This is a genomic window from Mesorhizobium sp. M1182 (assembly GCF_040318335.1).
Lineage (GTDB): Bacteria > Pseudomonadota > Alphaproteobacteria > Rhizobiales > Rhizobiaceae > Mesorhizobium.
In genome coordinates this window covers 345,151-369,940 of sequence record NZ_JAMYMD010000003.1, presented here as the reverse complement: position 1 = coordinate 369,940, position 24,790 = coordinate 345,151, and the positions used below count along the sequence as shown (strand labels likewise).

The window sequence follows — 24,790 nt, the reverse complement described above, 5'->3', positions numbered from 1 at the left end:
TCGCTTGAGTGTATTAATCGGCCGCAGGCGGGTCTTGCAGTATGTTCCAGCACCACACGTCGAGCGCTTCAAAGTGTCGGATATTGGCTGTTATCACAGTAAGCTCTTTGATTGCTGCCGTGGCGCCGATGAGTATGTCAGCTAAGCCTGGATTTCTCCCCTGCGCAGAGGCTGCTTCCTCCATTTGGCCTGCTCTTCGCGCAATATCGGTATCGACCTCCAGAATCTGACCAGCAAACCCTTCGATGATATCATTGAGCCAAGTAGTAAGACTCTCCACCCGTTTTGTAGCACCCGCACGATCGAGCTTGCGTATGCCCTTCTCGATTTCAACGATTGCTATTACAGGTACGAACAGCGTCTGCTTTTCGCCTTGCGTTACAATCCATGTGGAAACATCTTTTGCAAGCTCCGGCTTTCCGGGCGCGAAGGCGGATAGAATCGATGTATCGATGAGATAGCCATTCAAAGATCGACATCCCGCGAGGGTGCTTCGTTCCTCTCAAGTTCTATCCCTCCGGGATAGGTCAAAAGAAATTCCCCGAAGTTCCGGCGCTTGACGGGATACAGCTTTTGAACGTCCTCGATCGAGACGATCGCCGCCGCTGGTTTACCATGCTTCGTAATGATGGTTGGTTCGCCGTTCTCCGCGGCCTCGACGAGCGCCGAGAATCCTGCCTTGGCATCCCGAACCTGCATCGTTTTCACAACCGCTCTCCTGTGGTCTCATGTGGTCATAATATATAGCAACTATACAGGAAAGGAACAGGCCTAGCTTGCTCGACGGGATGAGCTGGAATCGGCGGCGACCTCTTATCGCCCGCTGAAAGAGATCGTGCGTGAGTGTCCAATATCTATCTGGCGAATGTCTCTTGCTTCGCTAAACTGCCCGAGATTTCAGGGATGCATCTACGAGGGGGACAAGATGGAATTTGCGTTTCCATGGCCGATGAGCCAGGGCGAGTGGCTGGCATGGTCAAGCGCCGTCGTGACCTTGCTTTTCGGGCTGCTGCTGTTCCTGGCGCCAGGGCTGGCCTTCCGGATTCTTAGGCTGCAGGTCAAGCCCGAGAAGGCGGCGGCGATCGCCGAAGGTCGCGGCAGGATGTCGGGCTTCTATCTCGGTGTCAGCCTGTGCTGCATCCTCTTGGCGCAGCCGCTGCTCTATATGGCGCTCGGCTTCTCCTGGCTGTTCACCGCCTTCGGCCGGCTGCTGTCGATGATGTCGGACGGCGCCAACACGCCGTTCAACTGGGCTTCCATCGTCGTCGAGCTGGTGCTGGCGGCGCTGCCGCTTGCCTTCGCCTTCGGCTTTTTGCCCTGAATCAGGGATCAATCCGGGGTTGGTTGCTGAACTCGCCCGGCGGATGCGACAATAGTGCCTGAAAACCATGCCGGACGACGCATTGCGGTCTGAAAATGCCTGTGCTAGACGGCAATCGACTTTCGACCGGGGATAGCGGAAGCCGCGCCTCCGTGCTTGGAAAAATGCAGTAAGGTCAAAGATTTAGCCAGAGTTTTTGCTCGCGCCAACAATCTGCGGCCTGTCAGACAAGAGAAAAGACGGTCCGTGGCCCAATCGTCATCGCCAATCTCAGGTGTCGCAGAACGCTATGCGGGTTCGCTGTTCGAACTCGCGCTGCAGGCCAATTCGGTCGCCGGCGTCGAGGCCGACCTCAACAGGTTCGAAACGATGCTCGAAGGCAGCGCTGACCTTTCGCGGCTGATCAGGAGCCCTGTCTTCTCCAGCGAGGACCAGGCCAAGGCGATCGCCGCGATCGCCGACAGAGCAGGGATTACCGGCCTCACCGGCAATTTCCTGCGCGTCGTTGCCCAGAATCGCCGGCTGTTCGCCGTGCCCGGCATGATCAAGGCGTTCCGCCAGATCGCCGCCGAACACCGCGGCGAGACCGCTGCCGAGGTCACCTCGGCGCATGCGCTGACGCCTGCCCAGGAAACCGAGCTGAAAGCAGCGCTGAAAAGCGTCGCCGGCAAGGACGTGGCGATCACGGTCACCGTCGATCCGTCGCTGCTCGGCGGACTGGTGGTCAAGATCGGCTCGCGCCAGATCGATACGTCGCTCAAAACCAAACTCAATTCGCTCAAGCTTGCACTGAAAGAGGTCGGCTGATGGACATCCGCGCCGCGGAAATTTCCGCAATTCTGAAAGACCAGATCAAGAATTTCGGCAAGGAGGCCGAGGTCTCCGAAGTCGGCCAGGTGCTGTCCGTCGGTGACGGTATCGCCCGCGTCTACGGCCTCGACAATGTCCAGGCCGGCGAGATGGTCGAGTTCCCCGGCGGCATCCGCGGCATGGCGCTCAACCTCGAAGCCGACAATGTCGGCGTCGTCATCTTCGGCGCCGACCGCGACATCAAGGAAGGCGACACCGTCAAGCGCACCGGCGCCATCGTCGATGCGCCCGTCGGCATGGGCCTGCTCGGCCGCGTCGTCGACGCGCTCGGCAACCCGATCGACGGCAAAGGCCCGATCCAGGCCACCGAACGCAAGCGCGTCGACGTCAAGGCGCCCGGCATCATCCCGCGCAAATCGGTGAACGAGCCGATGTCGACCGGCCTCAAGGCCATCGACGCGCTGATCCCGGTCGGCCGCGGCCAGCGCGAGCTGGTCATCGGCGACCGCCAGACCGGCAAGACCGCGATCATCCTCGACACCATGCTCAACCAGAAATCGGTGCACGACAACGGCCCTGAGAAGGAAAAGCTGTACTGCGTCTATGTCGCCGTCGGCCAGAAGCGCTCGACGGTGGCGCAGTTCGTCAAGGTCCTGGAAGAGCGCGGCGCGCTCGACTATTCGATCATCATCGCCGCGACCGCCTCCGATCCGGCGCCGATGCAGTTCCTGGCGCCGTTCACCGCCTGCACCATGGGCGAATATTTCCGCGACAACGGCATGCACGCGCTGATCAGCTACGACGATCTGTCGAAGCAGGCCGTCGCCTATCGCCAGATGTCGCTGCTGCTGCGCCGTCCTCCGGGCCGCGAGGCCTATCCCGGCGACGTCTTCTACCTGCACTCGCGCCTGCTCGAGCGCGCTGCCAAGCTCAACGACGAAAATGGCGGCGGGTCTCTGACGGCGCTGCCGATCATCGAAACGCAGGCCAACGACGTTTCGGCCTATATCCCGACCAACGTCATCTCGATCACCGACGGCCAGATCTTCCTGGAAACCAATCTGTTCTTCCAGGGCGTGCGCCCGGCGGTCAATGTCGGCCTTTCGGTGTCGCGCGTCGGCTCCTCGGCGCAGATCAAGGCGATGAAGCAGGTTGCCGGATCGATCAAGGGCGAGCTCGCGCAGTACCGCGAAATGGCTGCTTTCGCGCAGTTCGGCTCCGACCTCGATGCCGCCACGCAACGCCTGCTCAACCGCGGCTCGCGCCTGACCGAGCTGTTGAAGCAGCCGCAATTCTCGCCGCTCAAGGTCGAGGAGCAGGTCGCGGTGATCTTCGCCGGCGTCAACGGCTATCTCGACAAGCTGACGATCAACCAGGTCGGCAAGTTCGAGCATGGCCTGTTGTCGCATATGCGCTCGGCCGGCAAGGACGTGCTCGACGGCATCCGCAAGGAGAAGGCGCTGTCCGACGATCTGCGCGCCAGGCTGAAGGCAGAAATCGACGCCTTCGCCAAGACCTTTGCTTGAGCAGGACGGACGGGATCAGGTTTGAAGCATGCCTTCGTTAAAAGACCTTCGTAACCGTATCGCCTCGGTCAAGGCGACGCAGAAGATCACCAAGGCGATGCAGATGGTCGCCGCGGCGAAGCTGCGTCGCGCGCAGGAAGCGGCGGAAGCGGCGCGTCCCTATTCGGAGCGCATGGGCGCGGTGCTGGCCAATATCACCCAGGCGATCGGCGGCGGCGGCGATGCCCCGGCGCTGATGACCGGCACCGGCAAGGACGACGTGCATCTGCTTGTTGTCTGCACGGCCGAACGCGGCCTGTGCGGCGGCTTCAATTCGCAGATCGCCCGTTTTGCCCGCGACCACATCCGCAAGCTTCTGGCCGACGGCAAGCAGGTCAAGATCATCTGCGTCGGCAAGAAGGGGTTTGACATATTGCGCCGCGACTACGGCGCGCTGATCATCGAGCGTGTCGACCTGCGCGAGGTCAAGACGCTGGGCTTCGTCAATGCCGATGCCATCGCCAAGAAGGTGATCCACCTGTTCAACGAAGGCGGCTTCGATATCTGCACGCTGTTCTATTCGCAGTTCAAGTCGGTGATCAGCCAGATCCCGACGGCGCAGCAAATTATCCCGGCGGGCGCGCCTGCGGCTGGCGCGGAAGTGAGGGATGGCGGCAGCGCCGTCTACGAATACGAGCCGGAGCCGGGCGAGATCCTCTCCGATCTCATCCCGCGCAACATTTCCGTGCAGGTTTTTCGCGCGCTGCTCGAGAATGCTGCCGGCGAGATGGGCGCCAAGATGAGCGCCATGGACAATGCGACGCGCAACGCCGGCGACATGATCAACAAATTGTCGATCACCTACAACCGCCAGCGGCAGGCGCAGATCACCAAGGAATTGATCGAAATCATTTCGGGCGCCGAGGCGCTCTAGGCACGCCCACAAGGAGGTCATCGACCTCAAGCGTGTGAGAAACAAAGAGACGAAAAGGGTAAGAACGATGGCGAAAGCAGCGACCCCGAAGACGGTAGCCCCGAAGGCCGCGGCACCAGCGAAGGCTCCGGCGGCAGCAAAGGCCGCTCCGGCCAAGAAGGCGGCAGCAACCAAGGCCGCCGCTGTGAATGCGCCGGCCGCCACCATCAAGAAAACCGGCCTGGCAGGCAAGGTTCGCCAGGTCATCGGCGCCGTTGTCGACGTCCAGTTCGGCGAACATCTGCCGGCGATCCTGAACGCGCTTGAGACGATCAACGTCGGCAATCGCCTGGTGCTAGAGGTGGCCCAGCATCTGGGCGAAAACACCGTGCGCTGCATCGCCATGGACTCGACCGAAGGTCTGGTCCGCGGCCAGGACGTCTATGATACCGGCGCTCCGATCACCGTGCCGGTCGGCCCGGGCATGCTCGGCCGCATCATCAACGTCATCGGCGAGCCGGTCGACGAGGCAGGCCCGGTCGACGGCATCGAGATGCGCTCGATTCACCAGCCGGCGCCGACCTATGTCGAGCAGTCGACGGAAGCGCAGATCCTGGTCACCGGCATCAAGGTGCTCGACCTGCTGGCCCCCTATGCCCGCGGCGGCAAGATCGGCCTGTTCGGCGGCGCCGGCGTCGGCAAGACGGTGCTGATCCAGGAACTGATCAACAACGTCGCCAAGGCGCATGGCGGCTTCTCGGTGTTCGCCGGCGTCGGCGAGCGCACCCGCGAAGGCAACGACCTCTATCACGAGTTCATCGAGTCCGGCGTCAACAAGAAGGGCGGCGGCGAAGGCTCCAAGGCCGCGCTCGTCTATGGCCAGATGAACGAGCCGCCGGGCGCCCGCGCCCGCGTCGGCCTGACCGGGCTGACGGTTGCCGAATATTTCCGCGATCAGGGCCAGGACGTGCTGTTCTTCGTAGACAACATCTTCCGTTTCACGCAGGCGGGCTCGGAAGTGTCGGCGCTGCTCGGCCGCATTCCTTCGGCCGTGGGCTACCAGCCGACGCTGGCCACCGACATGGGTGCGCTGCAGGAGCGTATCACCACGACGACCAAGGGTTCGATCACCTCGGTGCAGGCGATCTATGTGCCGGCCGACGACCTGACCGACCCTGCACCGGCGACCTCGTTCGCCCACCTCGACGCGACGACCGTGCTCAACCGCGCGATTTCGGAAAAGGGCATCTATCCGGCGGTCGATCCGCTCGATTCGACCTCGCGCATGCTCGACCCGATGGTTGTCGGCGAAGAGCATTACCAGGTCGCCCGCCAGGTGCAGTCGATCCTTCAGCGCTACAAGTCGCTGCAGGACATCATCGCCATCCTGGGCATGGACGAGCTGTCGGAAGAGGATAAGCAGACCGTGGCCCGCGCCCGCAAGATCGAGCGCTTCCTGTCGCAGCCCTTCTTCGTCGCCGAAGTGTTCACCGGCGCACCGGGCAAGCTGGTCGACCTCGCCGACACCATCAAGGGCTTCAAGGGCCTTTGCAACGGCGATTACGACCATCTGCCGGAGGCCGCCTTCTACATGGTCGGCGGCATCGAGGAAGCGGTCGAGAAGGCACAGCGCCTGGCCGCTGAAGCGGCCTGATGGTGAATGGTCGATAGTGAATTGTGAATGGGGAGTAGCGGATAGGAAATCGGGGTTGAGTGAAGGTCATTCTTTCTGACTATTCACCATTCACCATTCACCAGTCGCTAAATTGATCATGCCTGAAGCTTTCAAATTCGAACTGGTCTCGCCGGAGCGCCTCTTGGTTTCCGAGCAGGTCGAATCCGTCGTCATTCCGGGCGCCGAGGGCGAAATGACTGTCATGGCGCATCACGCGCCGGTCATGACGACGATCAAGCCGGGCGTCGTCACGCTAAAGACCGCGCAAAGCAAGGAAGAGCGCTATGTGGTGTTCGGCGGCTTTGCCGACATCGTTCCGGCCGGCTGCACGCTGCTGGCGGAATCGGCTGTGGCCGTCGGCGACATCGACCGCGCCGACCTTGCCCGCCGCATCCAGGAGGCCAGGGAAGACGCCGCCGACGCCAAGGACGACCAGACCCGCAGCAAGGCCGAGCAGTTCCTCAACCAGCTTACGACGCTTGAAGGTGCGCTGTTGCCGGCTTAACAGGCGTCCCTTGCCTTCTCCCCTTGTGGGAGAAGGTGGATCGGCGCGCAGCGCCGAGACGGTTGAGGGGTGTTGGAAGAACTGAGACGGCGGCGATCCCTGGAGCACCCCTCATCCGACCGAGCTCCGCTCGGCCACCTTCTCCCACAAGGGGAGAAGGGGGGCTGGTCACACCGTCAGTGCCTCTACTGCGCGCATGACGCCGCGCAGTTCGGCGAGGCCCTTCAGGCGGCCGATGCAGGAATAGCCGGGGTTCACCTTCTTGCCGATGTCATCGACAATGGCATGGCCATGGTCCGGACGCATCGGCATCTGCCAGTCCGCCCTGCCTGCCGCCTTGCGCCGCCGCTCTTCGCCAATCAGCGCCGACACGACCGCCACCATGTCGGTGTCGCCGTCGAGGTGCTCGGCTTCGTGGAAGGAGCCGTCGGGCTCCTTGGTGACGTTGCGCAGATGGGCGAAATGGATGTTTTCGGCGAATGCCTTTGCCATTGCCGGCAGATCGTTCTGCGCGCCCGCGCCGTAGGAGCCGGTGCACAGCGTCAGCCCGTTGGCTGGCGAAGCGACCGCGTCGAGCAGCGCGCGGGCATCATTGGCGTTGGAAACGATGCGCGGCAGGCCGAACAGCGAAAAGGGCGGATCGTCGGGGTGGATCGCCAATCTGACGCCGGCCTCTTCGGCCACCGGCACGATCTCGCGCAGGAAGGCAAACAGGTTTTCGCGCAGGCCTTCGGTGGAGACGTCCTTGTAGAGGTCGAGGGCGCGGCGGAAGCTTGCCCGATCGAAGATGAATTCGCGCGCCGGGACCCAGCCGATCAGGTTGCGCTCCAGCCTTGCCTTGTCGCTGTCGCTCATCCCTTCCAGCCGCGCACGCGCGGCCTCGATACGGGCCGGTGAGTGATCGGCCTCCGCCCCTTCTCGCTCAAGGATGAAGACGTCATAGGCGCAGAGCTCGACGACATCGAAGCGCAGCGCCGTGCCGCCATGCGGCATCGGGTAATCGAGGTCGGTGCGCGTCCAGTCGGTGATCGCCATGAAATTATAGCAGACGGTATTGATCCCGGCGGCGGCGACGGCGCGGACCGACGCCTTGTAATTGTCGATCAGGCTGCGCCAGTTGCCGCTGCGGGTCTTGATGTCCTCGTGCACGACGATGCTCTCGACCACATCCCAGGTCAGGCCTGCTGCCTCGATCTCGGCCTTGCGCCTGGCGATCTCGTCCGCCGGCCAGGCGCGGCCGTCATTGAGGTGATGCAGCGCGCTTACGATGCCGACGGCGCCGGCTTGACGGACATGGGCAAGCGTCACCGGATCGTCCGGCCCGAACCAGCGCCAGGTTTGTCTCATGGCTTCTCACTGCCTATGCCAAGCGCCGCGAAGGCAGCGGCAGGTCCGCCCCGCCGCAGGCGCTCGAGATGGGCTGCCGTCAGATCGATCAGTGTCATGCGGTGGGCATGGTCCTTGGCGAAGCCGGCGAAATCGAATATCGCTGTCACCGTTTCACCAGCCGGTCGGCTGCCGAGCGCCGTAAGCCGAGTGTCGATCGGGTCGGTGAAATGGGCTTCCGGCAAGGTTTTGCCGCGCGCCTCGCAAGCGGCGATCCAGGCCGCCACCACCAGCATCAGATGCGCGGGCGGGTCACCGGCGCCCAGCCGATCGAGGGCCGAGGCGACGATGCGCTGCGGCAGCTTCTGGCTGCCGTCATTGGCGATCTGCGCCGTGCGATGGGCGAGCGCGGTGTTCGAATAGCGTTCGGCGAGCTGGGCCGTGTAGCCGGCCGTATCGAGCCCGGCGTCCTGCGGCAGCGTCGGGATGGCCTCGGCCCATAGTCCGTCGACGAATTGCCGGATCGCCGGATCGGCAAAGGCGCGGTCGACCGTGTCGTAGCCGCTGAGCAGGCCGAGATAGGCGATTGCCGAATGCGAACCGTTGAGCAGCCGCAGCTTCATGTCCTCGAAGGGCCCGACGTCGCCGACCATGGTGACGCCGAACTTTTCCCAGGCCGGCCTGCCTGCCGGGAAATCATCCTCGACCACCCATTGGCAGAACGGCTCGGTCATCACCGGCCAGGCATCCTCGACGCCGAGCTCGACGGCGATACGCGCCCGGTCGGCATCGGTGGTCGCCGGCACGATGCGGTCGACCATGCTCGACGGGAAGGCGACGCCGTCGGCGATGTGTGCGGCGAGCCTGGCATCGCCTGAAGTGGCGAGCCTGGCATCGCCTGAAGTGGCGAGCCTGGCATCGCCTGAAGTGGCGAGCCTGGCATCGCGCAGTGCGGCGAATTCGACCAGCAGGCGGTGCAGCGTGGCACCATTGGCCGGAAGGTTGTCGCAGCAGAGCACGGTGAAAGGCTGGATGCCGGCGGCACGGCGGCGCGACAGCGCCTCGGTCAGGAAACCATGCGCCGTCCGTGGCATTTGCGGGTTGGCCAGATCATGGACGATGTCGGGGTGGGTATTGTCGAGGCCGCCGCCGGCTGCCCTCAAATAGGCCTTTTCGGTGATCGTCAGCGTGACGATGCGGGTGCGCGGATCGGTCAGGGCGGCGAGCACCGCAGCCGGATCTTCCGGCGCCACCAGGAGCGACAGGATCGAGCCGACGACGCGCAGCACTTCGCCGACGCTGCTCCTGATCGCCAGCGTGTAGTGGCCATCCTGCGGCGCCAGTGCGTCGCGCGTGTCAGGACTGCGCAAGGACACGCCGACAATGCCCCAGTCCGCCTCGCCCGCCGCCAGGCAGTCGTCGACATAGGCCGCCTGGTGGGCGCGATGGAAGGCACCGACGCCGAGATGGACGATGCCCGGTGCAATAGCGCCGCGGGCGTAGCGCGGGACCGCGACCGAAGCCGGCAGTGCTTTCAGCGTGCTGTTGGAAAGGCGTCTATTGGTCATTGCGCCACGTGTCTGATCGAGATTGTTGGGTCACTGCTGGCAGGCGGCGTAACACCCGATGCCGTCACGCACAATGGGCAATGGCCGACGAAAAGTCATCATACAACAACCCAGTTTTTGTATGTTGACATTATTTCTTTCCAACCCTACCGATGTTCGGATTGGGAGGATTCACGTGGCCGCATTGACGGATCCGGACTTGCTGTTTGCCGCCGAGGCGCGCCCGCGTTCGTTGGCCCGCGATCTCTATGCCGCGGTCAAAGACCTTCCGATCGTCAGCCCGCACGGCCACACCGATCCGCGCTGGTATGCGCTCAACGAGGCGTTTCCCGATCCGGCGCAGTTGCTGATCGTGCCGGACCACTACATTTTCCGCATGCTGTTCAGCCAGGGCGTTCGGCTTGAGGAGCTTGGTGTGCCGACGCTTGACGGCTCGCCGGTTGAAACCGACGGTAGAACGATCTGGCGGTGCTTCGCCGAGCATTATTACCTGTTCCGCGGCACGCCGACCCGGCTGTGGTTCGACCATGTGCTTGCCCATCTGTTCGGCATCGACGAGCCGCTGACGGCCGCAACCGCCGACCGCCATTACGATATGATCTCGACCTTGCTGCAGTGGGAGAATTTTCGCCCGCGAGCGCTGTTCGAGCGCTTCAATATTGAAGTCATCGCAACGACCGAAGGCGCGCTCGACGATCTCAGATGGCACCAGATGATCCGCGACAGCGGCTGGGAGGGCCGCGTCGTCACCGCCTATCGGCCGGATGCGATCGTCGATCCCGACTTCGAAGGGTTCTCGGCCAATCTCGACCGGCTTGGCGAGATCACCGGCTGCGACACCGGCAATTGGGCCGGCTATCTCGATGCGCATCGCCAGCGGCGCGCCTTCTTCAAGAGCTTTGGCGCGACTTCCTCCGATCACGGCCATTCGACGGCCGAAACCGCCAATCTCTCGGATGCCGCCGCGCAGGAGCTGTTCAACCGCATCCGCCGGGGCTCGGACGACGAGCGCGAGCGAAAGCTGTTCCGCGCCCAGATGCTGACCGAGATGGCCAAGATGAGCCGCGACGACGGGCTGGTCCTGCAGATCCATCCCGGCTCCTGGCGCAATCATTCGCCGGCTATCTTTCGCAAGTTCGGCAGGGACAAAGGCTTCGATATTCCGACGCGAACCGACTATGTGACGGCGCTGAAGCCGCTGCTCGACTGCGTCGGGCTGGAGCGCGACCTCACCATCATCCTCTTCACCCTCGACGAGACCAGCTATGCGCGCGAGCTGGCGCCGCTCGCCGGCGTCTACCCGGCATTGAAGCTCGGGCCGGCCTGGTGGTTCCACGACAGCCCCGAAGGCATGCGCAGGTTCCGTGAGATGACCACCGAAACCGCCGGTTTCTACAACACCGTCGGTTTCAACGACGATACCCGCGCCTTTCCATCCATACCGGCCCGCCATGATGTGGCGCGCCGGGTCGATTGCGCTTTTCTGGCGCGTCTCGTCGCCGAGCATCGGCTCGGCGAAGACGAGGCGCACGAGCTGGCGCACGAACTTGCCTATGCGCTCGCGAAAAAGGCGTACCGGCTCTAACGGCGCTTGCCGCCATCGTTCAAAAAGGGAGGAAACCAATGCTGCATTTTTCGAGACTGGCGGGAGCTACGCTAGTTGCCGCCGCACTGCTGGCCGGATCGGCAAGCGCCCAGACGGTCCTGCGCTCGTCCGACACCCACCCGGATGGCTATCCGACGGTCGAGGCAGTCAAATATTTCGGCGAGCTGGTGAAGGAGCGCACGGCCGGCCGCTATGTGGTCGAGATCTATCCTTCCGCGCAACTTGGCGAGGAAAAGGACACGATCGAGCAGGTGCGCACCGGCGTGATCGATCTCAACCGCGTCTCGATGGCGCCGTTCAACGGGCTCATCCCGGAGACCACCGTGCCCTCGCTGCCCTACATCTTCCGTTCGGAAGAGCATATGCACAAGGTCATGGACGGGGCGATCGGCGACCAGATCGCGGCGGCGTTCGACCAGGTCGGGCTGGTGTTGCTCGCCTTTTACGACGGCGGCTCGCGCTCCTTCTACAATTCGAAGAAGCCGATCAACACCGTAGCCGACATGGCCGGGATGAAGTTCCGCGTCATCCAGTCCGACATCTTCGTCGACATGGTGGCGGCACTCGGCGCCAACGCGACGCCGATGCCGTATGGCGAAGTGTATTCGGCGATCGAGACCGGGGTGATCGACGGCGCGGAGAACAATTTTCCGAGCTACGACACCGCCAAGCACGCGGAAGTCGCCAAGTACTATTCGCTCGACGAGCACACGATGGTGCCGGAAGCCTTCGTCATGGCGAAGTCGAGCTGGGACAAGCTGACGCCGGAAGACCAGGCGATCTTCAAGGCGGCCGCCAAGGAGAGCGTCGCCAAGCAGCGCGAGCTGTGGACCGCCAAGGTCAAGGAATCGCGCGCCAAGGTCGAGGCGGCCGGTTCGCAGATCACGACGCCGGACAAGCAGCCCTTCATCGACGCGATGGGGCCGGTCTACGAGAAGCACGTCAAGGACGACAAGCTGAAGGCCATGGTCGAAGCCATCAAGGCCGTGCAGTGATCAAGCGGCGGCGCGGACATTCCGTGCCGCCATCCTCCTGGGGAGAAAACCGGTGACTTCCAGCCCAAGACCAACACCGCTTCTGTCCGGCGTCGCGCAAGTGATGTCGCGCGTCAGCACGGCGGCGCTGTCGATCGCCGGCATCGGGCTGGTGCTGATGACCGCCTTCGTCGCCTGGCAGGTATTCGGCCGTTATGTTCTGAACCGTTCGCCGAGCTGGACCGAGCCGGGCTCGGTGATGCTGATGAGCTGGTTCATTTTCCTCGGCGCTGCCGTCGGCGTGCGCGAGAACTATCACCTCGGCTTTGACGTCCTGCTCTACGTGCTGCCGAAAGGCGGCAAGCGCTGGCTGCGGATGACTTCGGACCTCGTCGCGCTCGCCTTCGGCATCGGCATGATCTGGTACGGCAGTCAGCTGGTCGCATTGACCTGGGGCTCTGTCTTGCCGTCGCTCGGCATATCGGGGGGCTGGGACTACGTCCCGCTTGTGGCGGGAGGCGCGCTCATCGTGCTCTTCACGCTGGAGCGCATTGTGCTTCGCCTCTCCGGCGCGCCGATCGACGATGCCCTCGATGAACTGCCGCCGGCCGAAGTCGCGGCCGAACTCGACACCGCCAACGTGAAGGTCTGACGCCATGGAACTGTGGATTCTCTTCGGCGTCTTCACCCTGCTGATGCTTATCGGCACGCCGATCGCTTTCTGCCTCGGCGTCGCAAGCCTCGCCACCGTCCTCTATATGGGCCTGCCGCCGCTGATCGTGTTCCAGCGCCTGAATTCCGGCATGAGCGTCTTTTCACTGCTGGCCATTCCGTTTTTCATCTACGCCGGCGACTTGATGGTGCGCGGCGGCATCGCCAGCAAGATCGTTGCCTTCGCCGGCTCGCTCGTCGGCCATTTGCGCGGCGGCCTCGGGCAGGTCAACATTGCAACCGCTACACTGTTCGGCGGCATTTCCGGCTCAGCGGTGGCGGAGGCAGCGGCGGTAGGCGGCCTGATGATCCCGCAGATGAAGGCGCGTGGATATGGAGCGGACTACGCCGTCAACGTCACGTCGATGGCGGCACTGATCGCGCTGCTGCTGCCGCCGTCGCACAACATGATCATCTACTCGATCTCGGCAGGCGGAAAGATCTCCATCGCCGATTTGTTCACGGCCGGCATCATCCCGGGCCTGCTGCTGGCCCTGTCGCTGATGGTCACCGCCTATATCGTGGCGCGCTCCCGCGGCTATCCGACCGAGGCGTTTCCGGGCTTCACCGCGGTCGCGCATCTTTTCGCCGTCGCCGTGCCCGGCCTGCTGTTGATCGCGATCATCTTCGGCGGCGTGCGATCGGGCGTCTTCACCGCCACCGAGAGTTCCTGTATCGCCGTCATCTATGCGCTGCTCGTGACCGTCTTCGTTTACCGGCAGATGACCTGGGAAGGGTTCGTTCATGCTACCCATGGCGCCGTGCGCACCACGGCCATGGTGCTGCTCATCATCGGCATGGCGGCGGCGTTCTCGTGGCTGATGGCCTTCCTGAAAGTGCCGGCAGCGCTCATCGCCTCCATGAATGCGATCTCGGACGATCCGCTGGTCGTGCTTCTCCTGCTCAACCTCCTGATGCTGTTCCTCGGCACGTTCATGGACATGGGGCCGACGATCATCATTTGCACGCCGATCTTCCTGCCCGTGGCGCAGGCCTACGGTGTCGATCCGGTGCATTTCGGCGTCATCATGATCCTCAATTTCGGCATTGGGCTGAACACGCCGCCGGTGGGCGCAGTGCAGTTCGTGGCGTGTGCCGTGGGCAAGATATCCGTGTGGGAATCGATGCGCTCGATCTGGCCGTTCTATGGCGCAGGCCTCGTGGTGCTGGCGCTCGTCACTTACATTCCGGCCATTTCGCTATGGCTGCCGAGCGTCTTCAAATAGGGGGTGCGACATGGCATCGGACACTGCCGTCGGGCTCCGCGTCGAACGAAGACCGAAGCTTTCGGAAACCGTCGTCGCGGCGATCCGCAAGCAGCTGCAGGCGGGCGAGATCCAGCCTGGGCAAAAGCTGCCTACCGAGGGCCAGCTGACGGAAACCTTCGGGGTCAGCCGCACCGTGATACGCGAGGCGCTGGCCAAGCTTGCCGCGGACGGCCTGGTCGAACCGCGCCAAGGCGCTGGCGTCTTCGTCACCGAGCATATCTCGACAGCGTTCGGTGCTCTGGCAGCAGAGATGGGCAGCAAGGATTCGATTGCCCTCAACGTGCTCGAAGTCAGGTTGGCGATCGAGATCGAATCCGCCGGGCTCGCCGCCATCCGGCGCAACGCCGCGCAGGAAGCGGCAATCCAGGAAGCCTTCTTCGAGTTCGAACGGCTGCTCCTCAACAGCGAGCCGACTGGACCGGCCGACCTTGCCTTCCACCGCGCAATCGCCAGCGCCACCAACAATCCGTTCTATGTCGAGATGCTCGACGTGCTCGGCCGGCGCGCCATTCCTTGCGACGTGACCTCGCCCTGGTCGACGGAGTTCGCACAGTCCGACGCCTACCAGCGCGGCCTGCAGCGCGAACACCTGATGATCCTCAACGCCATCTCGGCAGGCGATGCCGAAGCGGCGCGGGAGGCGATGCGCGCGCATCTCGGTGCCAGCCAGCAGCGCTATCGCGAGCGCCTGCACGCGCGCCAGATTTTTTATGCCGACTCGGTCAAGGCCGCGGCAACTGAATAAGCAATTGAGGCAGCCCCATGGGACAGCAATGAATCACACCGACAATCACACGGATTTCACCTCCCGCTTCGCCATCGACCCTGTTTCTGCCGCGGCGATGGGCACGGACGAGCTCCGTCACAATTTTCTCATCGAAGGCCTGTTCCGGCCCGGCAGCATCAGCCTGACCTACACCCATTACGACCGCATGATCATCGGCGGCGCCATGCCCGCCGGCGCACCGCTGCCGCTGCAGGCGATCAAGCCGACCGGGACCAAGAATTTTCTCGACCGCCGTGAGATGATCATCGTCAACATCGCCGGTGCAGGCGTCGTCAAAGCCGGCGGCCAATCCTACGAGCTGCAGGGGCGCGACATGCTCTATCTCGGCATGGGCACCGATGAGGTGTCGTTCGCTGCGACCAATCCGGCTGAGCCGGCTAAGTTCTACCTGCTCAGCGCGCCGGCGCATCAGAGCCATCTCAACCGGCTGATCCGCATCGGCGATGCCAAGCGGCTCGATCTCGGCAGCCAGGCAACCTCCAACGAGCGCTCGATCTTTCAGTTCATCCATGCCGATGGCGTAAAGACCTGTCAGCTTGTCGTCGGCATGACGCAGCTTGCCCCCGGTTCCGTCTGGAACACCATGCCATGCCATGTGCATGACCGGCGCATGGAGGCCTATCTTTATTTCGATCTGCCGGAGGCGGCGCGGGTGTTTCATTTCATGGGCGAGCCGGACGAAACGCGCCATCTCGTCATGCGCAACGAGGAGGCGGTGCTGTCGCCGGGATGGTCGATCCATTCGGGCGCCGGCACCTCGAACTACGCCTTCATCTGGGCGATGGCCGGCGATAATGTCGACTATACCGATGTCGACCTGGTGGCGATGGAGGAGCTCAAGTGAGCGAGCTCTCGGCCTTCAGCCTTGCCGGCAAGCGCATCCTCGTCACCGGCGCCAATACCGGCATCGGCCAGGGCATCGCCGTGTCGATCGTGCGCGCCGGCGGCGCGGTGGTCGGCGTCGGCCGGTCGGCGATGGACGAGACGGCGGAGAAGATTGCGGCTGTCGGCGGCCGCTTCGAGGCGGTCCGCTGCGATCTTGGTGATGATGCAGCTGCCCAGGCGATGCTTGACCGCGTCTGGGACGGCACCGGACCGCTCGATGGCTTGGTCAACAATGCGGGCATCATCCGGCGTGCCGATGCGGTCGACCTGACCGAAGCCGACTGGGATGACGTCTTGGGCGTCAATCTGAAGACGGTGTTCTTCCTCAGCCAGAGTTTTGCCAGGCGCGTGCTTGCCGAATCTGGACGGCGTGGCAAGATCGTCAACATCGCTTCGGTGCTGAGCTTTCAGGGCGGCATTCGCGTCGCCTCCTACACCGCCTCCAAACACGGCGTGCTCGGCATCACCCGCCTGCTGGCATGTGAATGGGCGGCAAAGGGCATCAACGTCAACGGCATTGCGCCGGGCTATATCGAGACCAACAACACCGAGGCGCTGCGCACCGATCCCGACCGCAGCGCTTCGATCCTGGCGCGCATTCCGGCCGGCCGCTGGGGCGGGCCGGAAGACATCGGCGACGCAGCCGTCTTCCTGCTGGCGCCGGCGTCCAACTACATGCATGGCGCGGTGGTGCCGGTGGACGGCGGCTGGCTGGCACGATGAACAACAAAAGGTGAGAGTTTGGCGATGACCGGAACCAAAATCTTCTCGCATGCCGGCCAGGCTGCGTGGACGCCGACGCCGGATGGCAACCGCAGGCGCGTTCTCCTGCACACCGATGAACTGATGATGGTCGAGTTTGCCTTCGACAAGGGCGGCGTCGGCGCGCTGCACTCGCACCCGCACGTCCAGGCGAGCTATGTCGCCGAAGGCCGCTTCGAAGTCACCATCGACGGCAGGACCGAAATCCTAGAGACCGGAAGCAGCTTCATCGTCCCGTCCAACCTTGTCCATGGCGTCAAGGCGCTGGAGGCGGGACGACTAGTCGACAGCTTTACGCCGCACCGCGCCGATTTCCTCGACTGAGCTGCGGGCCCGAAGATCAGGCAGCCGGTTCTCAGAACGAAAAAACCCGCGCCTCCGGAGAGACGCGGGCGTGTTGCCTGGGCGCTTGTGGCGCCGCGGTACTCAAAACATCACCGCAGAACCTGAACCTGCCGAATGATGGTGAAGATAGAATTAACCGCTCCGAGGCGGTGCGATATTCACAGCCAAGGCGAATAGGGGCTGGAACGACGGTCTGATATCGGCCAATGAGAGAGAAGTTCGCCTCAGGCGGTGCCGCGGACAGGACCAGAGGGGTCGATAAATGTTCGAATCTGCTGTCCAGGCAATCACCTGGCGATTCGCCGGGGAATTTCGGCAGGTCGTATCCCCGAAAGTTCTGTAATGCAGGTTGCAGCGAGCATCCCGACAGAGGATTCCAAGCGGCGCGTCCTCAGGGATGTATTCGGCTTCGATGACTTTCGTCTCGGCCAGGCGGCCGTGATGGAGGCGCTGCTGGCCGGGCATCATGTGCTGGCTGTCATGCCGACCGGCGCCGGCAAATCGCTCTGCTACCAGGTCCCGGCGCTGGTGCTGGGCGGGCTCACCATTGTCGTTTCGCCGCTGGTGGCCCTGATGCAGGATCAGGTCGCCGCATTGCGCCTTGCCGGCGTGGCGGCCGATACCATCAATTCCTCGCTCGACCGCGATGCCAATGTCGCTGCATGGCGCCGTGTCGCGGCAGGCCAGACGCGCCTGCTCTATCTTGCACCGGAGCGGCTAATGACGGTGCGAATGCTCGAGGCGTTGACCAAGCTCGATGTCCGGCTGATCGCCATCGACGAGGCACATTGCATCTCGCAATGGGGACCGGCGTTCCGGCGCGAATACGAAGAATTGTCGAGACTACGTGATATCTTCCCGAAAGTGCCGATCATTGCGCTGACGGCGACGGCGGACGAGACGACGCGCACCGACATTGCCGCGCAACTGTTCGACGGGCGCGTCGATACCGTGGTGCTCGGCTTCGACCGGCCGAACATCAAGCTAGGCATCGAGCCCAAGCAAGACAGCAAGCGCCAATTGCTAAACTTCGTGCAGCGCCATGCAGGCCGCAGCGGGATCGTCTATTGCCTGTCGCGCAAGAAGACCGAAGAGATGGCGGCGTTTCTCGAGCGGAACGGCGTACGCGCGTTCGCCTATCATGCCGGCATGAGCAAGGACGCGCGTGAAGCGAATCAAAACGCTTTCATGACCTTGTCCGGCGTGGTGATGGTGGCGACCATCGCCTTCGGCATGGGGATCGACAAGCCCGACGTCGCCTATGTCTTCCACACCGACCTGCCGGGCAGCTTGGAGGCCTATTATCAGGAAATCGGGCGCGCGGGCCGCGACGGGCGGGCGGCCGAGGCACATATGCTGTTCGGTCTCGGCGATATACGCATGCGCCGGCTTTTCATCGAAGACGAGGATGCGCCGGCTGAGCACAAAAGGCGCGCGCATGGCCGGCTCGAAACGCTGATCGGTTATTGCGAGACGACGCAGTGCCGCCGTCAGATCCTGCTTGGCTATTTCGGCGAAAGTGCTTCGCCTTGCGGCAATTGCGACAACTGCCTCGACCAGGCGCCGCATGCGGATGGCGAGGCGGAGGCGCGGATCATCCTGGCGGCGATCGCACAGACCGGCGAGCGCTTCGGCGCCGCCCATGTCGTCGATGTCCTGCTCGGCCATGAAACCGAGAAGGTCCTGGACAGGAACCACCACAGGCTTGCCAGCTTCGGCACCGGTGTGGCGCATAAAAAGAGTTTCTTGCTGTCGCTGCTCCGCCAACTCGTCGCGGGAGGGTTCCTGACATTGGACTCAGCCGGCCATGGCGGCCTCGCCATTGCCGAGAAGGGCCGTGCGCTGGCCCGGGGCGAGGCCTCGTTCCGGTATCGCGTGGACGCGCGCCAGTCATCGCGACGCAAGATACGTCCTGAGGATACCGCAGCAGGCACGGAAGGTCTGGATTCGGCGCTGCTGGCCGCACTCAAGGCTGTGCGGCTGCGTCTTGCCCGGGAACGCCAGGTGCCGGCCTTCGTGATCTTTTCGGATCGTACGCTGATCGATATGGCCGAACGCTGCCCGCGTGATCTGGACGCCTTCGCCGCGGTCAACGGCGTCGGCGCCGCCAAGCTCAAGGATTTCGGCGAGATATTCCTCGGCGCGATCGCTGCGCATCAATCCGGGGTGGCGGGCTGAAGACCCACTTCAGTGACGCAATCAGCACCGGCTTCGTCTCGCCGCGGCAATCGCAGCCTCCTGCTGCCGCAAGCGCTCGATCTTCGCACTCTGGCGGGCAGCCACGGTCGAGGCGACACGCTGCCCTCCCAACAGCCAGCCCGGAATGTTGGTGTGGACGACTTTGCCACGAGCGATGGCTGTCGCCGACATTTCGTCGGCGACAGCGCCCATCGCCACGTTGAGCTCGACGCAACTCATCTTGTCGTATTTCGCAGCATCAAAGGATGCCGGCAAAGGCGATGCGCAACTTCCGACAAACATGAGGCTGCATATCAGAGGCGTGGCCGTGGAGATCGCCTTCATTCCCTTATCAAGCACATTGATGCCGGACGGGCGGATTTCCGGAGGGTTCTCGATCTCAGGCGGCGAAGCGCTCCCGAGGTTCCGCGTAACTGAAGCATGTGACCTCTACAATACCCTGTGCTGACCGACCTGTTTGTCCTCGAAGAATTCCGAGAGAGCCGCTGCCGTCTTGTCGGGGTGCTCTTCCGGGAAAAAGTGCCCGCCTTGGACAGCGTGTCCTGCCACTCTGTCGGCCCATTTCCTCCAGATGGCCAGCGGCCCGCCTTCTTGCGCATACCAGTTCTCCAGGGCGCCTTCGCCACTCCATAGCGCCAGTAGCGGACAGTCGATGCGACGACCGTTTGCGCGGTCCAACGCGTCATGTTCACGATCGATCGTCGCAGCGGCGCGATACTCTTCGCAGATGGCATGAATATGCGCGGGATCGCGAAGCGCATCAACATAGGCGTTCCTGACCTCTTTGGAGACCATTTTCGCTGACGATCCCCACTGCGTTATTGCATCGTCGACGACAGCATCGGGAGCCGCTCCGATCAGACGCTCCGGCAGGGGCTCCGGCTGGGCAAGAAGGCTCCAGGGCCAGAAGCCAAGCGCCAGTCTGGCATCCGCCCGATCCCATGTTGCGGCGGTGGGGATGATGTCGAGGACGGCGATTTTGAGCACTTTGTCGGAATGGTCCAGCGCCAGGCGATAGGCAACCCGCCCGCCACGATCATGCCCGGCAACCATGAACCGCTCAAACCCCACTTGCTTCATGGCCTGAACCATGTCGCCGGCCATGGCGCGCTTGGCGTATGGGCTATGATCGGCAGAGGAAAACGGGCATCCGCTTTGCCCATAGCCTCGAAGGTCGGCGGCGACGACCGTGAAGCGGGGCGCCAAGGCTGCGGCGATATCCCTCCACATCAGATGCGTTTCTGGAAAACCGTGAAGAAGCAGCAGCGGCGGACCGGTGCCTCCGACCCTTGCGAAAATCGTCGTATCGTCCAGTCGTAGGCTGGTGGCTCTGAAACCTGCAAACACCGTCAGCCTCCTCCGCGCCCTTAGGAAAGCTCCGTAAGGGCGCTAACGGCCGCCTGAGGCGAAAACCCCGGCCGCGATGGCCAGGGTTCAAGCCGGCCAGTTGCTAGAATCGAAACCAGACCCAAACGCGCCTGCGGAAGCACCGCCTGCGCCGATAGCCGTTTCGCCAGTAAACGCGACAGACCCTTCTCCAGGCGCGCCGGCGGCGCCGGCGCGGCATGTGCCACCGGCGATGATAGACTGGTTGCAACTCTGCTTGAGTTTCGTCGTCGTCGAAGGTCTCGACATCCGGCGCCTCGAGTTCATCGAGAATGCCCCTTCTGGCAGTTGGAACGCCGGCCACCGCATTGATTGGCCGAACCGTGCTTGCAAGGGCCGCGGCCCCGGCAATGCCAAACATTCCTGTCAAAAATAGTCGCCGATCCATGGAAACCTCCCAGTGTTCAACCAGCGATAGAACAAGCTGACGATGGGGAGATAGCGCAGTCGGTGCAAACGCCTAGTGCCGCACGGCGATTGGCGGTGGTCCGGTCGGCCGGAGGGTGTTGCCTCGTCCTCGAAGCGGGATGGCTACCTCGATCGACAAACACCCGGAGCTTTCTGAATGGATGGAGGGCCGTGAACGACGAAGATGGGACCTACGTCTACGCCATAGCTACCTAATTCCACGCTACTGCTCTCTGTTTGTCGCTCGCGTTGCAATAAGGCTTGACAGCCATCCTACCAGAAGGTAGGTAAAAGCATGAGCAACTTGTCTACCACCGCTGACGACATCCTGGCTTGTGCGCGTTCGCTGATCGTGGCTGGCGGCTACAACGGTTTCAGTTATGCCGACGTTGCTGATGTGGTCGGGATCCGTAAGGCGAGCATCCATCACCATTTCCCAAGCAAGGTCGATCTGGTTCGGACGCTGGTTGCGCGGTATCGCGAAGAAACTGAAGCGGGGATGGCAAATGTCGAACTTCACGAATCCGATCCGCTCGAACAGTTGCGGATCTATGCCGGGTATTGGGAAGCCTGCATCGCGAACGCCAGCGCCCCGTTTTGTATCTGCGCGCTGTTGGCAAGCGAGCTCCCCGTGCTGCCCGAGGAAGTTAGCCTTGAGGTCCGGGCGCATTTCCGCTCGCTGTCGGCTTGGCTGACATCGGTGATGGAGCGCGGTGCGCGGCACGGCCAATTTCGACTGATGAGTACCCCTCGTGCCGAGGCTGAAGCGTTCATGGCGACCGTTCACGGCGCGATGCTTTCAGCCCGGGCCTATGGCGATCCGAAGATATTCGCCGTCGTGACCGGCCCGCTCCTGGAGCGGCTCCGCGCTTCCCCCCGGATACCAGCCTAAATCTCAACTAACCATACTAGCGATCACTCCGCGACGTTCGTCGAGAGACCCTACCTACTAGTCGAAAGGACAATCCAATGACGGTTCACAGTGGCGATCTCTCCCGCGCCAGCCAGGAACAATGGCTCAAGCTCTATTACTTCGCTCGGACGACGTTCTCGGCTGTCTGGGTGGCGGCTGCCTTTACGGTGGGACAGCATTCCGGGGTGGTCGCGGCGGTTTTGCTCGTGGCTTATCCTGCATGGGATGCCCTGGCCAATTTTGTCGACGCATCGCGCAGCGGAGGATTGGGACATAATCGCACCCAGGCCATCAACGTCGTGGTCAGTGTGGCGACAACGTTCGCGGTCGTTGTTGCGCAGAAGATGAGCATGAACTGGGTGCTGGGCGTGTTCGGCCTATGGGCGATCCTGTCCGGCCTGCTTCAACTCGGTACCGCTGTCCGCCGTTGGAAGAGCTCTGGTGCGCAGTGGGCGATGGTCCTGAGCGGAGGGCAATCAGCACTGGCAGGCACGTTTTTCATCGCGCAGGCGCGGATGCCGATGCCGCCATCGATCACCAACGTGGCCGGCTATGCCGCAGTAGGCGCCCTCTACTTCCTGGTTTCGGCGGTGTGGCTGAGCGTGAGCCAATTGCGGCGGAAAGCTGCATAGCGTGCCATCTTGAGCCAGCACCGGCGCGATGAGAGATGCTGTTACCTATGGGTCCGGAATGGACACATTCCGAAGTGGCGGAGAGGGAGGGATTCGAACCCCCGATGGGCTTGCACCCATGCCGCATTTCGAGTGCGGTGCATTCGACCACTCTGCCACCTCTCCGCGGTCATGGTCCGCCGTTGCCGGCGCGGCGCACTAGATAACGGCTGGACAGGCAGGTTACAAGGGCCAATCTGCCCCGGCGCCGCAGCTTCTGTCCATGCTTCTTCGAGGCTCCGGTGGCCGTTGCTCGATATTTGCAAGGTCTGGGCTTAACCCATTCGCAGCTTGCCCGCGGCGCTTGCCTTGACTCAAGCCGAACCTTCGGTTAGGGACAGCGCGCAATCGGCGTGGAGGGGTCTTCCGCGCCGCTTGTTTTTTGAACCCGCAGACTGACAAAAAGACGGCCGAACCGCCTGAAGCGGTTCATCAAGGCCGACCGAACAGCGAAAGGCAAAAAATGTTCGCAGTCATCAAAACGGGCGGCAAGCAGTATCGCGTTGCCGCCAACGATCTCCTGAAGATCGAAAAACTCGAAGCCAATGTCGGCGACATCGTCGAGATCGGTAGTGTGCTCGCGCATGGCGAGGGCGAAAACGTCACGTTCGGCGCACCGTTCGTGGATGGTGCGATGGTCACCGCCGAAGTCGTCGAGCAGGGCAAGAACCGCACCGTCATCGCCTTCAAGAAGCGCCGCCGGCAGAATTCGCGCCGCAAGATCGGCCATCGCCAGCTTTTGACCACCGTCAGGATTGCTGAAATCCTGCTGGGTGGCGCCAAGCCGGCGAAGAAGGCCGCCGCCAAGACCGAAGCGAAGGCTGAAGTTGCAGCCAAGACCGAGGCGAAGGCTGAAGCCGCGCCGAAGGCAGCAGCGAAGGCAGAGGCTGCGCCGAAGAAGGAAGCCAAGGCCGAGACGACCGAGGACAAGGCTGCCGAAGCCGCCGCACCGTTGTTCAAGGCGCCGAAGGGCGAGCCGGACGACCTGACCGTGATCAAGGGCATCGGCCCGGTCGCCGCCGGCCAGCTCAACGAACAGGGCATCACCACCTTTGCCCAGATCGCCAAGCTGTCCGACAAGGACGTCGCCAAGATCGACGAGCACTTGCCGTTCAGCGCCGACCAGATCAAGGACTGGCGTGAGCAGGCCAAGGAATTGGCGAAGAAGTAGAACGAACCGACGCAATCGTCGCCGGATCGGACTTGAAACGGAACGCGAACGCGTTCATAAGATCGTTTAGGCGCCTCGCGGCGCATCGGAGTAGTTAGATGGCACACAAGAAAGCTGGCGGATCGTCGCGCAATGGTCGCGACTCCCATTCCAAGCGGCTCGGCGTGAAGAAGTTCGGCGGCGAAGCCGTGATTCCGGGCAACATCATCATTCGTCAGCGTGGCACGACGTGGCATCCCGGCACCAATGTCGGCATTGGCACGGACCACACGCTGTTTGCGCTCGAAGCTGGCGCAGTCACCTTCAACAAAAAAGCCAATGGCCGAACCTACGTATCGGTGAACCCGATGACGAAGGCAGCGGAGTAGCCGGTTCCGCACGAGAACACCGGCACCCATCTCGGGACCGGTGTCTGGCCAAGCCAGGAAATGGATCAGGGGAGATGGGTTTCCATCTCCCCTTTTTCTTGTGCCTGGAGGACTTTGATATGGTTGCCGAAGCGGAAGCGACAGACGACGAAAGTTACACGATAGATTGCCCGGTGCTCGCGACCGAGCGGCTGGTCATGCGTGCCCCGCGTGAAAGCGACATCGAGCAATTGGTGGCGCTCGCCGACAACCGCCATGTCGCGGAAATGCTGGCTCGCATGCCGCATCCCTATGGCGAGGCGGAGGCACGCGCTTTCCTGGCCATGACGGCATCGCGCCGGGCCGGAATCGCCTATGCGTTGACGCTGGCCGGCACCGAGACCTTCGTCGGCTGTGCCGGGCTCAACACCACGGATCGCGGGCTGGAGCTTGGCTACTGGATCGGCGAGCCGTACTGGAAGCGCGGCTACGCGACGGAAGCAGCGCACGCACTGGTCGACCTTGCCTTCCAGAGAACCACGATCCAGGTGCTGCACGCCTCGACGCGGGTTATCAATCCGGCCTCGCGCCGGGTCATCCACAAATGCGGCTTCCAGTATGCCGGCCAGGGCATGCTGAATTCGATCGTTGCCGGTCAGGTGCCGGTCGAACGCTACCGCCTCGATCGCAAGACCTGGACCAGCCTGCGGAACTGGGTGCATTTTTGATGGATG

At 62.9% G+C, this 24,790-nt stretch carries 26 protein-coding genes and 1 tRNA gene; 20 read left to right on the top strand and 7 right to left on the bottom strand.

Annotated elements, in window-relative coordinates; genetic code table 11:
- Nucleotides 1-13 precede the first annotated feature (13 nt).
- On the bottom strand, nucleotides 14-469 hold the full coding sequence (locus tag NKH33_RS06820) for a PIN domain-containing protein (RefSeq protein WP_352767533.1): 456 nt from the start codon (nucleotides 467-469) through the stop codon (nucleotides 14-16).
- Entirely contained in the window at nucleotides 466-708 is a 243-nt protein-coding gene (locus NKH33_RS06815; RefSeq protein ID WP_352479579.1) for a type II toxin-antitoxin system Phd/YefM family antitoxin, read from the bottom strand. Before NKH33_RS06815 ends, NKH33_RS06820 begins: the two co-directional genes overlap by 4 nt.
- A gap of 217 nt (nucleotides 709-925) precedes the next feature.
- Between NKH33_RS06815 and NKH33_RS06810 the strand changes: the two genes are divergently transcribed.
- From NKH33_RS06810 to NKH33_RS06785, 6 genes are all read left to right on the top strand, one after another.
- On the top strand, nucleotides 926-1,321 hold the full coding sequence (locus NKH33_RS06810; protein WP_352500793.1) for an AGROH133_08824 family phage infection protein: 396 nt from the start codon (nucleotides 926-928) through the stop codon (nucleotides 1,319-1,321).
- 246 nt (nucleotides 1,322-1,567) lie between these two features.
- Nucleotides 1,568-2,128, top strand: coding sequence for a F0F1 ATP synthase subunit delta (locus NKH33_RS06805; protein ID WP_352504886.1), 561 nt, complete (start codon nucleotides 1,568-1,570; stop codon nucleotides 2,126-2,128).
- The gene (gene atpA / locus NKH33_RS06800; RefSeq protein ID WP_352471281.1) at nucleotides 2,128-3,657 is read left to right on the top strand and encodes a F0F1 ATP synthase subunit alpha; all 1,530 of its coding nucleotides are present in this window, start codon (nucleotides 2,128-2,130) and stop codon (nucleotides 3,655-3,657) included. The genes NKH33_RS06805 and atpA overlap by 1 nt, the downstream gene beginning before the upstream one ends.
- Nucleotides 3,658-3,685: 28 nt before the next feature.
- On the top strand, nucleotides 3,686-4,570 hold the full coding sequence (locus NKH33_RS06795; RefSeq protein WP_352471280.1) for a F0F1 ATP synthase subunit gamma: 885 nt from the start codon (nucleotides 3,686-3,688) through the stop codon (nucleotides 4,568-4,570).
- Between the two features lie 67 nt (nucleotides 4,571-4,637).
- Nucleotides 4,638-6,203 (top strand): F0F1 ATP synthase subunit beta, encoded by a 1,566-nt coding sequence (gene atpD / locus NKH33_RS06790; RefSeq protein WP_352683656.1) that lies wholly within the window; start codon nucleotides 4,638-4,640, stop codon nucleotides 6,201-6,203.
- A gap of 118 nt (nucleotides 6,204-6,321) precedes the next feature.
- Nucleotides 6,322-6,729: a F0F1 ATP synthase subunit epsilon gene (locus NKH33_RS06785; protein ID WP_352918567.1), complete on the top strand. Its 408-nt coding sequence runs from the start codon at nucleotides 6,322-6,324 to the stop codon at nucleotides 6,727-6,729.
- A gap of 168 nt (nucleotides 6,730-6,897) precedes the next feature.
- On the opposite strand, the gene uxuA is transcribed toward NKH33_RS06785, so the two are convergent.
- Complete coding sequence (gene uxuA / locus NKH33_RS06780) at nucleotides 6,898-8,076, bottom strand: mannonate dehydratase (protein ID WP_352918565.1); 1,179 nt, start codon at nucleotides 8,074-8,076, stop codon at nucleotides 6,898-6,900.
- The gene (locus NKH33_RS06775) at nucleotides 8,073-9,623 is read right to left on the bottom strand and encodes a mannitol dehydrogenase family protein (protein ID WP_352918563.1); all 1,551 of its coding nucleotides are present in this window, start codon (nucleotides 9,621-9,623) and stop codon (nucleotides 8,073-8,075) included. Before NKH33_RS06775 ends, uxuA begins: the two co-directional genes overlap by 4 nt.
- A 175-nt stretch (nucleotides 9,624-9,798) precedes the next feature.
- On the opposite strand from NKH33_RS06775, the gene uxaC reads away from it, so the two are divergent.
- From uxaC to recQ, 9 genes are all read left to right on the top strand, one after another.
- On the top strand, nucleotides 9,799-11,208 hold the full coding sequence (gene uxaC / locus NKH33_RS06770) for a glucuronate isomerase (RefSeq protein ID WP_352918561.1): 1,410 nt from the start codon (nucleotides 9,799-9,801) through the stop codon (nucleotides 11,206-11,208).
- A 38-nt stretch (nucleotides 11,209-11,246) separates the two neighbouring features.
- Nucleotides 11,247-12,224, top strand: coding sequence for a TRAP transporter substrate-binding protein (locus NKH33_RS06765; protein WP_352636901.1), 978 nt, complete (start codon nucleotides 11,247-11,249; stop codon nucleotides 12,222-12,224).
- Nucleotides 12,225-12,327: 103 nt separating this feature from the next.
- Nucleotides 12,328-12,855, top strand: coding sequence for a TRAP transporter small permease (locus NKH33_RS06760; protein ID WP_352918614.1), 528 nt, complete (start codon nucleotides 12,328-12,330; stop codon nucleotides 12,853-12,855).
- Nucleotides 12,856-12,859: 4 nt separating this feature from the next.
- A complete protein-coding gene (locus tag NKH33_RS06755) occupies nucleotides 12,860-14,140 on the top strand; it encodes a TRAP transporter large permease (protein WP_023678089.1) in 1,281 nt (426 codons plus the stop codon).
- Between the two features lie 10 nt (nucleotides 14,141-14,150).
- On the top strand, nucleotides 14,151-14,927 hold the full coding sequence (locus tag NKH33_RS06750) for a FadR/GntR family transcriptional regulator (RefSeq protein ID WP_352618125.1): 777 nt from the start codon (nucleotides 14,151-14,153) through the stop codon (nucleotides 14,925-14,927).
- Between the two features lie 28 nt (nucleotides 14,928-14,955).
- Nucleotides 14,956-15,813, top strand: a complete 858-nt coding sequence (kduI, locus tag NKH33_RS06745; protein ID WP_352918559.1) for a 5-dehydro-4-deoxy-D-glucuronate isomerase — start codon at nucleotides 14,956-14,958, stop codon at nucleotides 15,811-15,813.
- On the top strand, nucleotides 15,810-16,577 hold the full coding sequence (gene kduD, locus NKH33_RS06740) for a 2-dehydro-3-deoxy-D-gluconate 5-dehydrogenase KduD (RefSeq protein WP_352918558.1): 768 nt from the start codon (nucleotides 15,810-15,812) through the stop codon (nucleotides 16,575-16,577). Before kduI ends, kduD begins: the two co-directional genes overlap by 4 nt.
- A 24-nt stretch (nucleotides 16,578-16,601) precedes the next feature.
- Nucleotides 16,602-16,940 carry a cupin domain-containing protein gene (locus tag NKH33_RS06735; protein WP_352918557.1) on the top strand — a complete coding sequence of 113 codons (339 nt, stop codon included), beginning with the start codon at nucleotides 16,602-16,604 and terminating at the stop codon, nucleotides 16,938-16,940.
- 363 nt (nucleotides 16,941-17,303) lie between these two features.
- Nucleotides 17,304-19,139, top strand: coding sequence for a DNA helicase RecQ (gene recQ, locus NKH33_RS06730; RefSeq protein ID WP_352918556.1), 1,836 nt, complete (start codon nucleotides 17,304-17,306; stop codon nucleotides 19,137-19,139).
- Nucleotides 19,140-19,160: 21 nt separating this feature from the next.
- On the opposite strand, the gene NKH33_RS06725 is transcribed toward recQ, so the two are convergent.
- Together NKH33_RS06725 and NKH33_RS06720 are read right to left on the bottom strand one after the other, a co-directional pair.
- A complete protein-coding gene (locus NKH33_RS06725; RefSeq protein ID WP_245274746.1) occupies nucleotides 19,161-19,379 on the bottom strand; it encodes a hypothetical protein in 219 nt (72 codons plus the stop codon).
- 210 nt (nucleotides 19,380-19,589) lie between these two features.
- Nucleotides 19,590-20,507 (bottom strand): alpha/beta fold hydrolase, encoded by a 918-nt coding sequence (locus tag NKH33_RS06720; protein WP_352918554.1) that lies wholly within the window; start codon nucleotides 20,505-20,507, stop codon nucleotides 19,590-19,592.
- Nucleotides 20,508-21,249: 742 nt separating this feature from the next.
- Here NKH33_RS06720 and NKH33_RS06715 point away from each other — a divergent pair.
- Nucleotides 21,250-21,846, top strand: coding sequence for a TetR/AcrR family transcriptional regulator (locus NKH33_RS06715; RefSeq protein ID WP_352918552.1), 597 nt, complete (start codon nucleotides 21,250-21,252; stop codon nucleotides 21,844-21,846).
- Nucleotides 21,847-21,923: 77 nt separating this feature from the next.
- Nucleotides 21,924-22,499 (top strand): DUF308 domain-containing protein, encoded by a 576-nt coding sequence (locus NKH33_RS06710; protein WP_352918550.1) that lies wholly within the window; start codon nucleotides 21,924-21,926, stop codon nucleotides 22,497-22,499.
- A gap of 75 nt (nucleotides 22,500-22,574) precedes the next feature.
- On the opposite strand, the gene NKH33_RS06705 is transcribed toward NKH33_RS06710, so the two are convergent.
- Nucleotides 22,575-22,664: transfer RNA gene (locus NKH33_RS06705), tRNA-Ser, on the bottom strand.
- A gap of 337 nt (nucleotides 22,665-23,001) precedes the next feature.
- Here NKH33_RS06705 and NKH33_RS06700 point away from each other — a divergent pair.
- The 3 genes from NKH33_RS06700 (at nucleotide 23,002) to NKH33_RS06690 (ending at nucleotide 24,784) form a co-directional block, all read left to right on the top strand.
- Nucleotides 23,002-23,709 (top strand): 50S ribosomal protein L21, encoded by a 708-nt coding sequence (locus NKH33_RS06700; protein ID WP_352918549.1) that lies wholly within the window; start codon nucleotides 23,002-23,004, stop codon nucleotides 23,707-23,709.
- A gap of 98 nt (nucleotides 23,710-23,807) precedes the next feature.
- Nucleotides 23,808-24,077 carry a 50S ribosomal protein L27 gene (gene rpmA, locus NKH33_RS06695; RefSeq protein WP_023678077.1) on the top strand — a complete coding sequence of 90 codons (270 nt, stop codon included), beginning with the start codon at nucleotides 23,808-23,810 and terminating at the stop codon, nucleotides 24,075-24,077.
- 119 nt (nucleotides 24,078-24,196) lie between these two features.
- Nucleotides 24,197-24,784, top strand: coding sequence for a GNAT family N-acetyltransferase (locus NKH33_RS06690; protein WP_352471260.1), 588 nt, complete (start codon nucleotides 24,197-24,199; stop codon nucleotides 24,782-24,784).
- The last annotated feature ends 6 nt before the right edge of the window (nucleotides 24,785-24,790 follow it).

What these genes read in the sequence shown, in the direction of transcription:
- NKH33_RS06700 (WP_352918549.1), top strand. Translation starts at nt 23,002, where the DNA reads ATGTTCGCAGTCATCAAAACGGGCGGCAAGCAGTATCGCGTTGCCGCC.
- NKH33_RS06785 (WP_352918567.1), top strand. Translation starts at nt 6,322, where the DNA reads ATGCCTGAAGCTTTCAAATTCGAACTGGTCTCGCCGGAGCGCCTCTTG.
- NKH33_RS06750 (WP_352618125.1), top strand. Translation starts at nt 14,151, where the DNA reads ATGGCATCGGACACTGCCGTCGGGCTCCGCGTCGAACGAAGACCGAAG.
- NKH33_RS06795 (WP_352471280.1), top strand. Translation starts at nt 3,686, where the DNA reads ATGCCTTCGTTAAAAGACCTTCGTAACCGTATCGCCTCGGTCAAGGCG.
- NKH33_RS06690 (WP_352471260.1), top strand. Translation starts at nt 24,197, where the DNA reads ATGGTTGCCGAAGCGGAAGCGACAGACGACGAAAGTTACACGATAGAT.
- NKH33_RS06765 (WP_352636901.1), top strand. Translation starts at nt 11,247, where the DNA reads ATGCTGCATTTTTCGAGACTGGCGGGAGCTACGCTAGTTGCCGCCGCA.
- NKH33_RS06735 (WP_352918557.1), top strand. Translation starts at nt 16,602, where the DNA reads ATGACCGGAACCAAAATCTTCTCGCATGCCGGCCAGGCTGCGTGGACG.
- NKH33_RS06715 (WP_352918552.1), top strand. Translation starts at nt 21,250, where the DNA reads ATGAGCAACTTGTCTACCACCGCTGACGACATCCTGGCTTGTGCGCGT.
- NKH33_RS06810 (WP_352500793.1), top strand. Translation starts at nt 926, where the DNA reads ATGGAATTTGCGTTTCCATGGCCGATGAGCCAGGGCGAGTGGCTGGCA.
- NKH33_RS06725 (WP_245274746.1), bottom strand. Translation starts at nt 19,379, where the DNA reads ATGAGTTGCGTCGAGCTCAACGTGGCGATGGGCGCTGTCGCCGACGAA.
- atpA (WP_352471281.1), top strand. Translation starts at nt 2,128, where the DNA reads ATGGACATCCGCGCCGCGGAAATTTCCGCAATTCTGAAAGACCAGATC.
- kduI (WP_352918559.1), top strand. Translation starts at nt 14,956, where the DNA reads ATGAATCACACCGACAATCACACGGATTTCACCTCCCGCTTCGCCATC.
- NKH33_RS06755 (WP_023678089.1), top strand. Translation starts at nt 12,860, where the DNA reads ATGGAACTGTGGATTCTCTTCGGCGTCTTCACCCTGCTGATGCTTATC.
- rpmA (WP_023678077.1), top strand. Translation starts at nt 23,808, where the DNA reads ATGGCACACAAGAAAGCTGGCGGATCGTCGCGCAATGGTCGCGACTCC.
- NKH33_RS06775 (WP_352918563.1), bottom strand. Translation starts at nt 9,623, where the DNA reads ATGACCAATAGACGCCTTTCCAACAGCACGCTGAAAGCACTGCCGGCT.
- atpD (WP_352683656.1), top strand. Translation starts at nt 4,638, where the DNA reads ATGGCGAAAGCAGCGACCCCGAAGACGGTAGCCCCGAAGGCCGCGGCA.
- NKH33_RS06710 (WP_352918550.1), top strand. Translation starts at nt 21,924, where the DNA reads ATGACGGTTCACAGTGGCGATCTCTCCCGCGCCAGCCAGGAACAATGG.
- uxuA (WP_352918565.1), bottom strand. Translation starts at nt 8,076, where the DNA reads ATGAGACAAACCTGGCGCTGGTTCGGGCCGGACGATCCGGTGACGCTT.
- recQ (WP_352918556.1), top strand. Translation starts at nt 17,304, where the DNA reads ATGCAGGTTGCAGCGAGCATCCCGACAGAGGATTCCAAGCGGCGCGTC.
- NKH33_RS06760 (WP_352918614.1), top strand. Translation starts at nt 12,328, where the DNA reads ATGTCGCGCGTCAGCACGGCGGCGCTGTCGATCGCCGGCATCGGGCTG.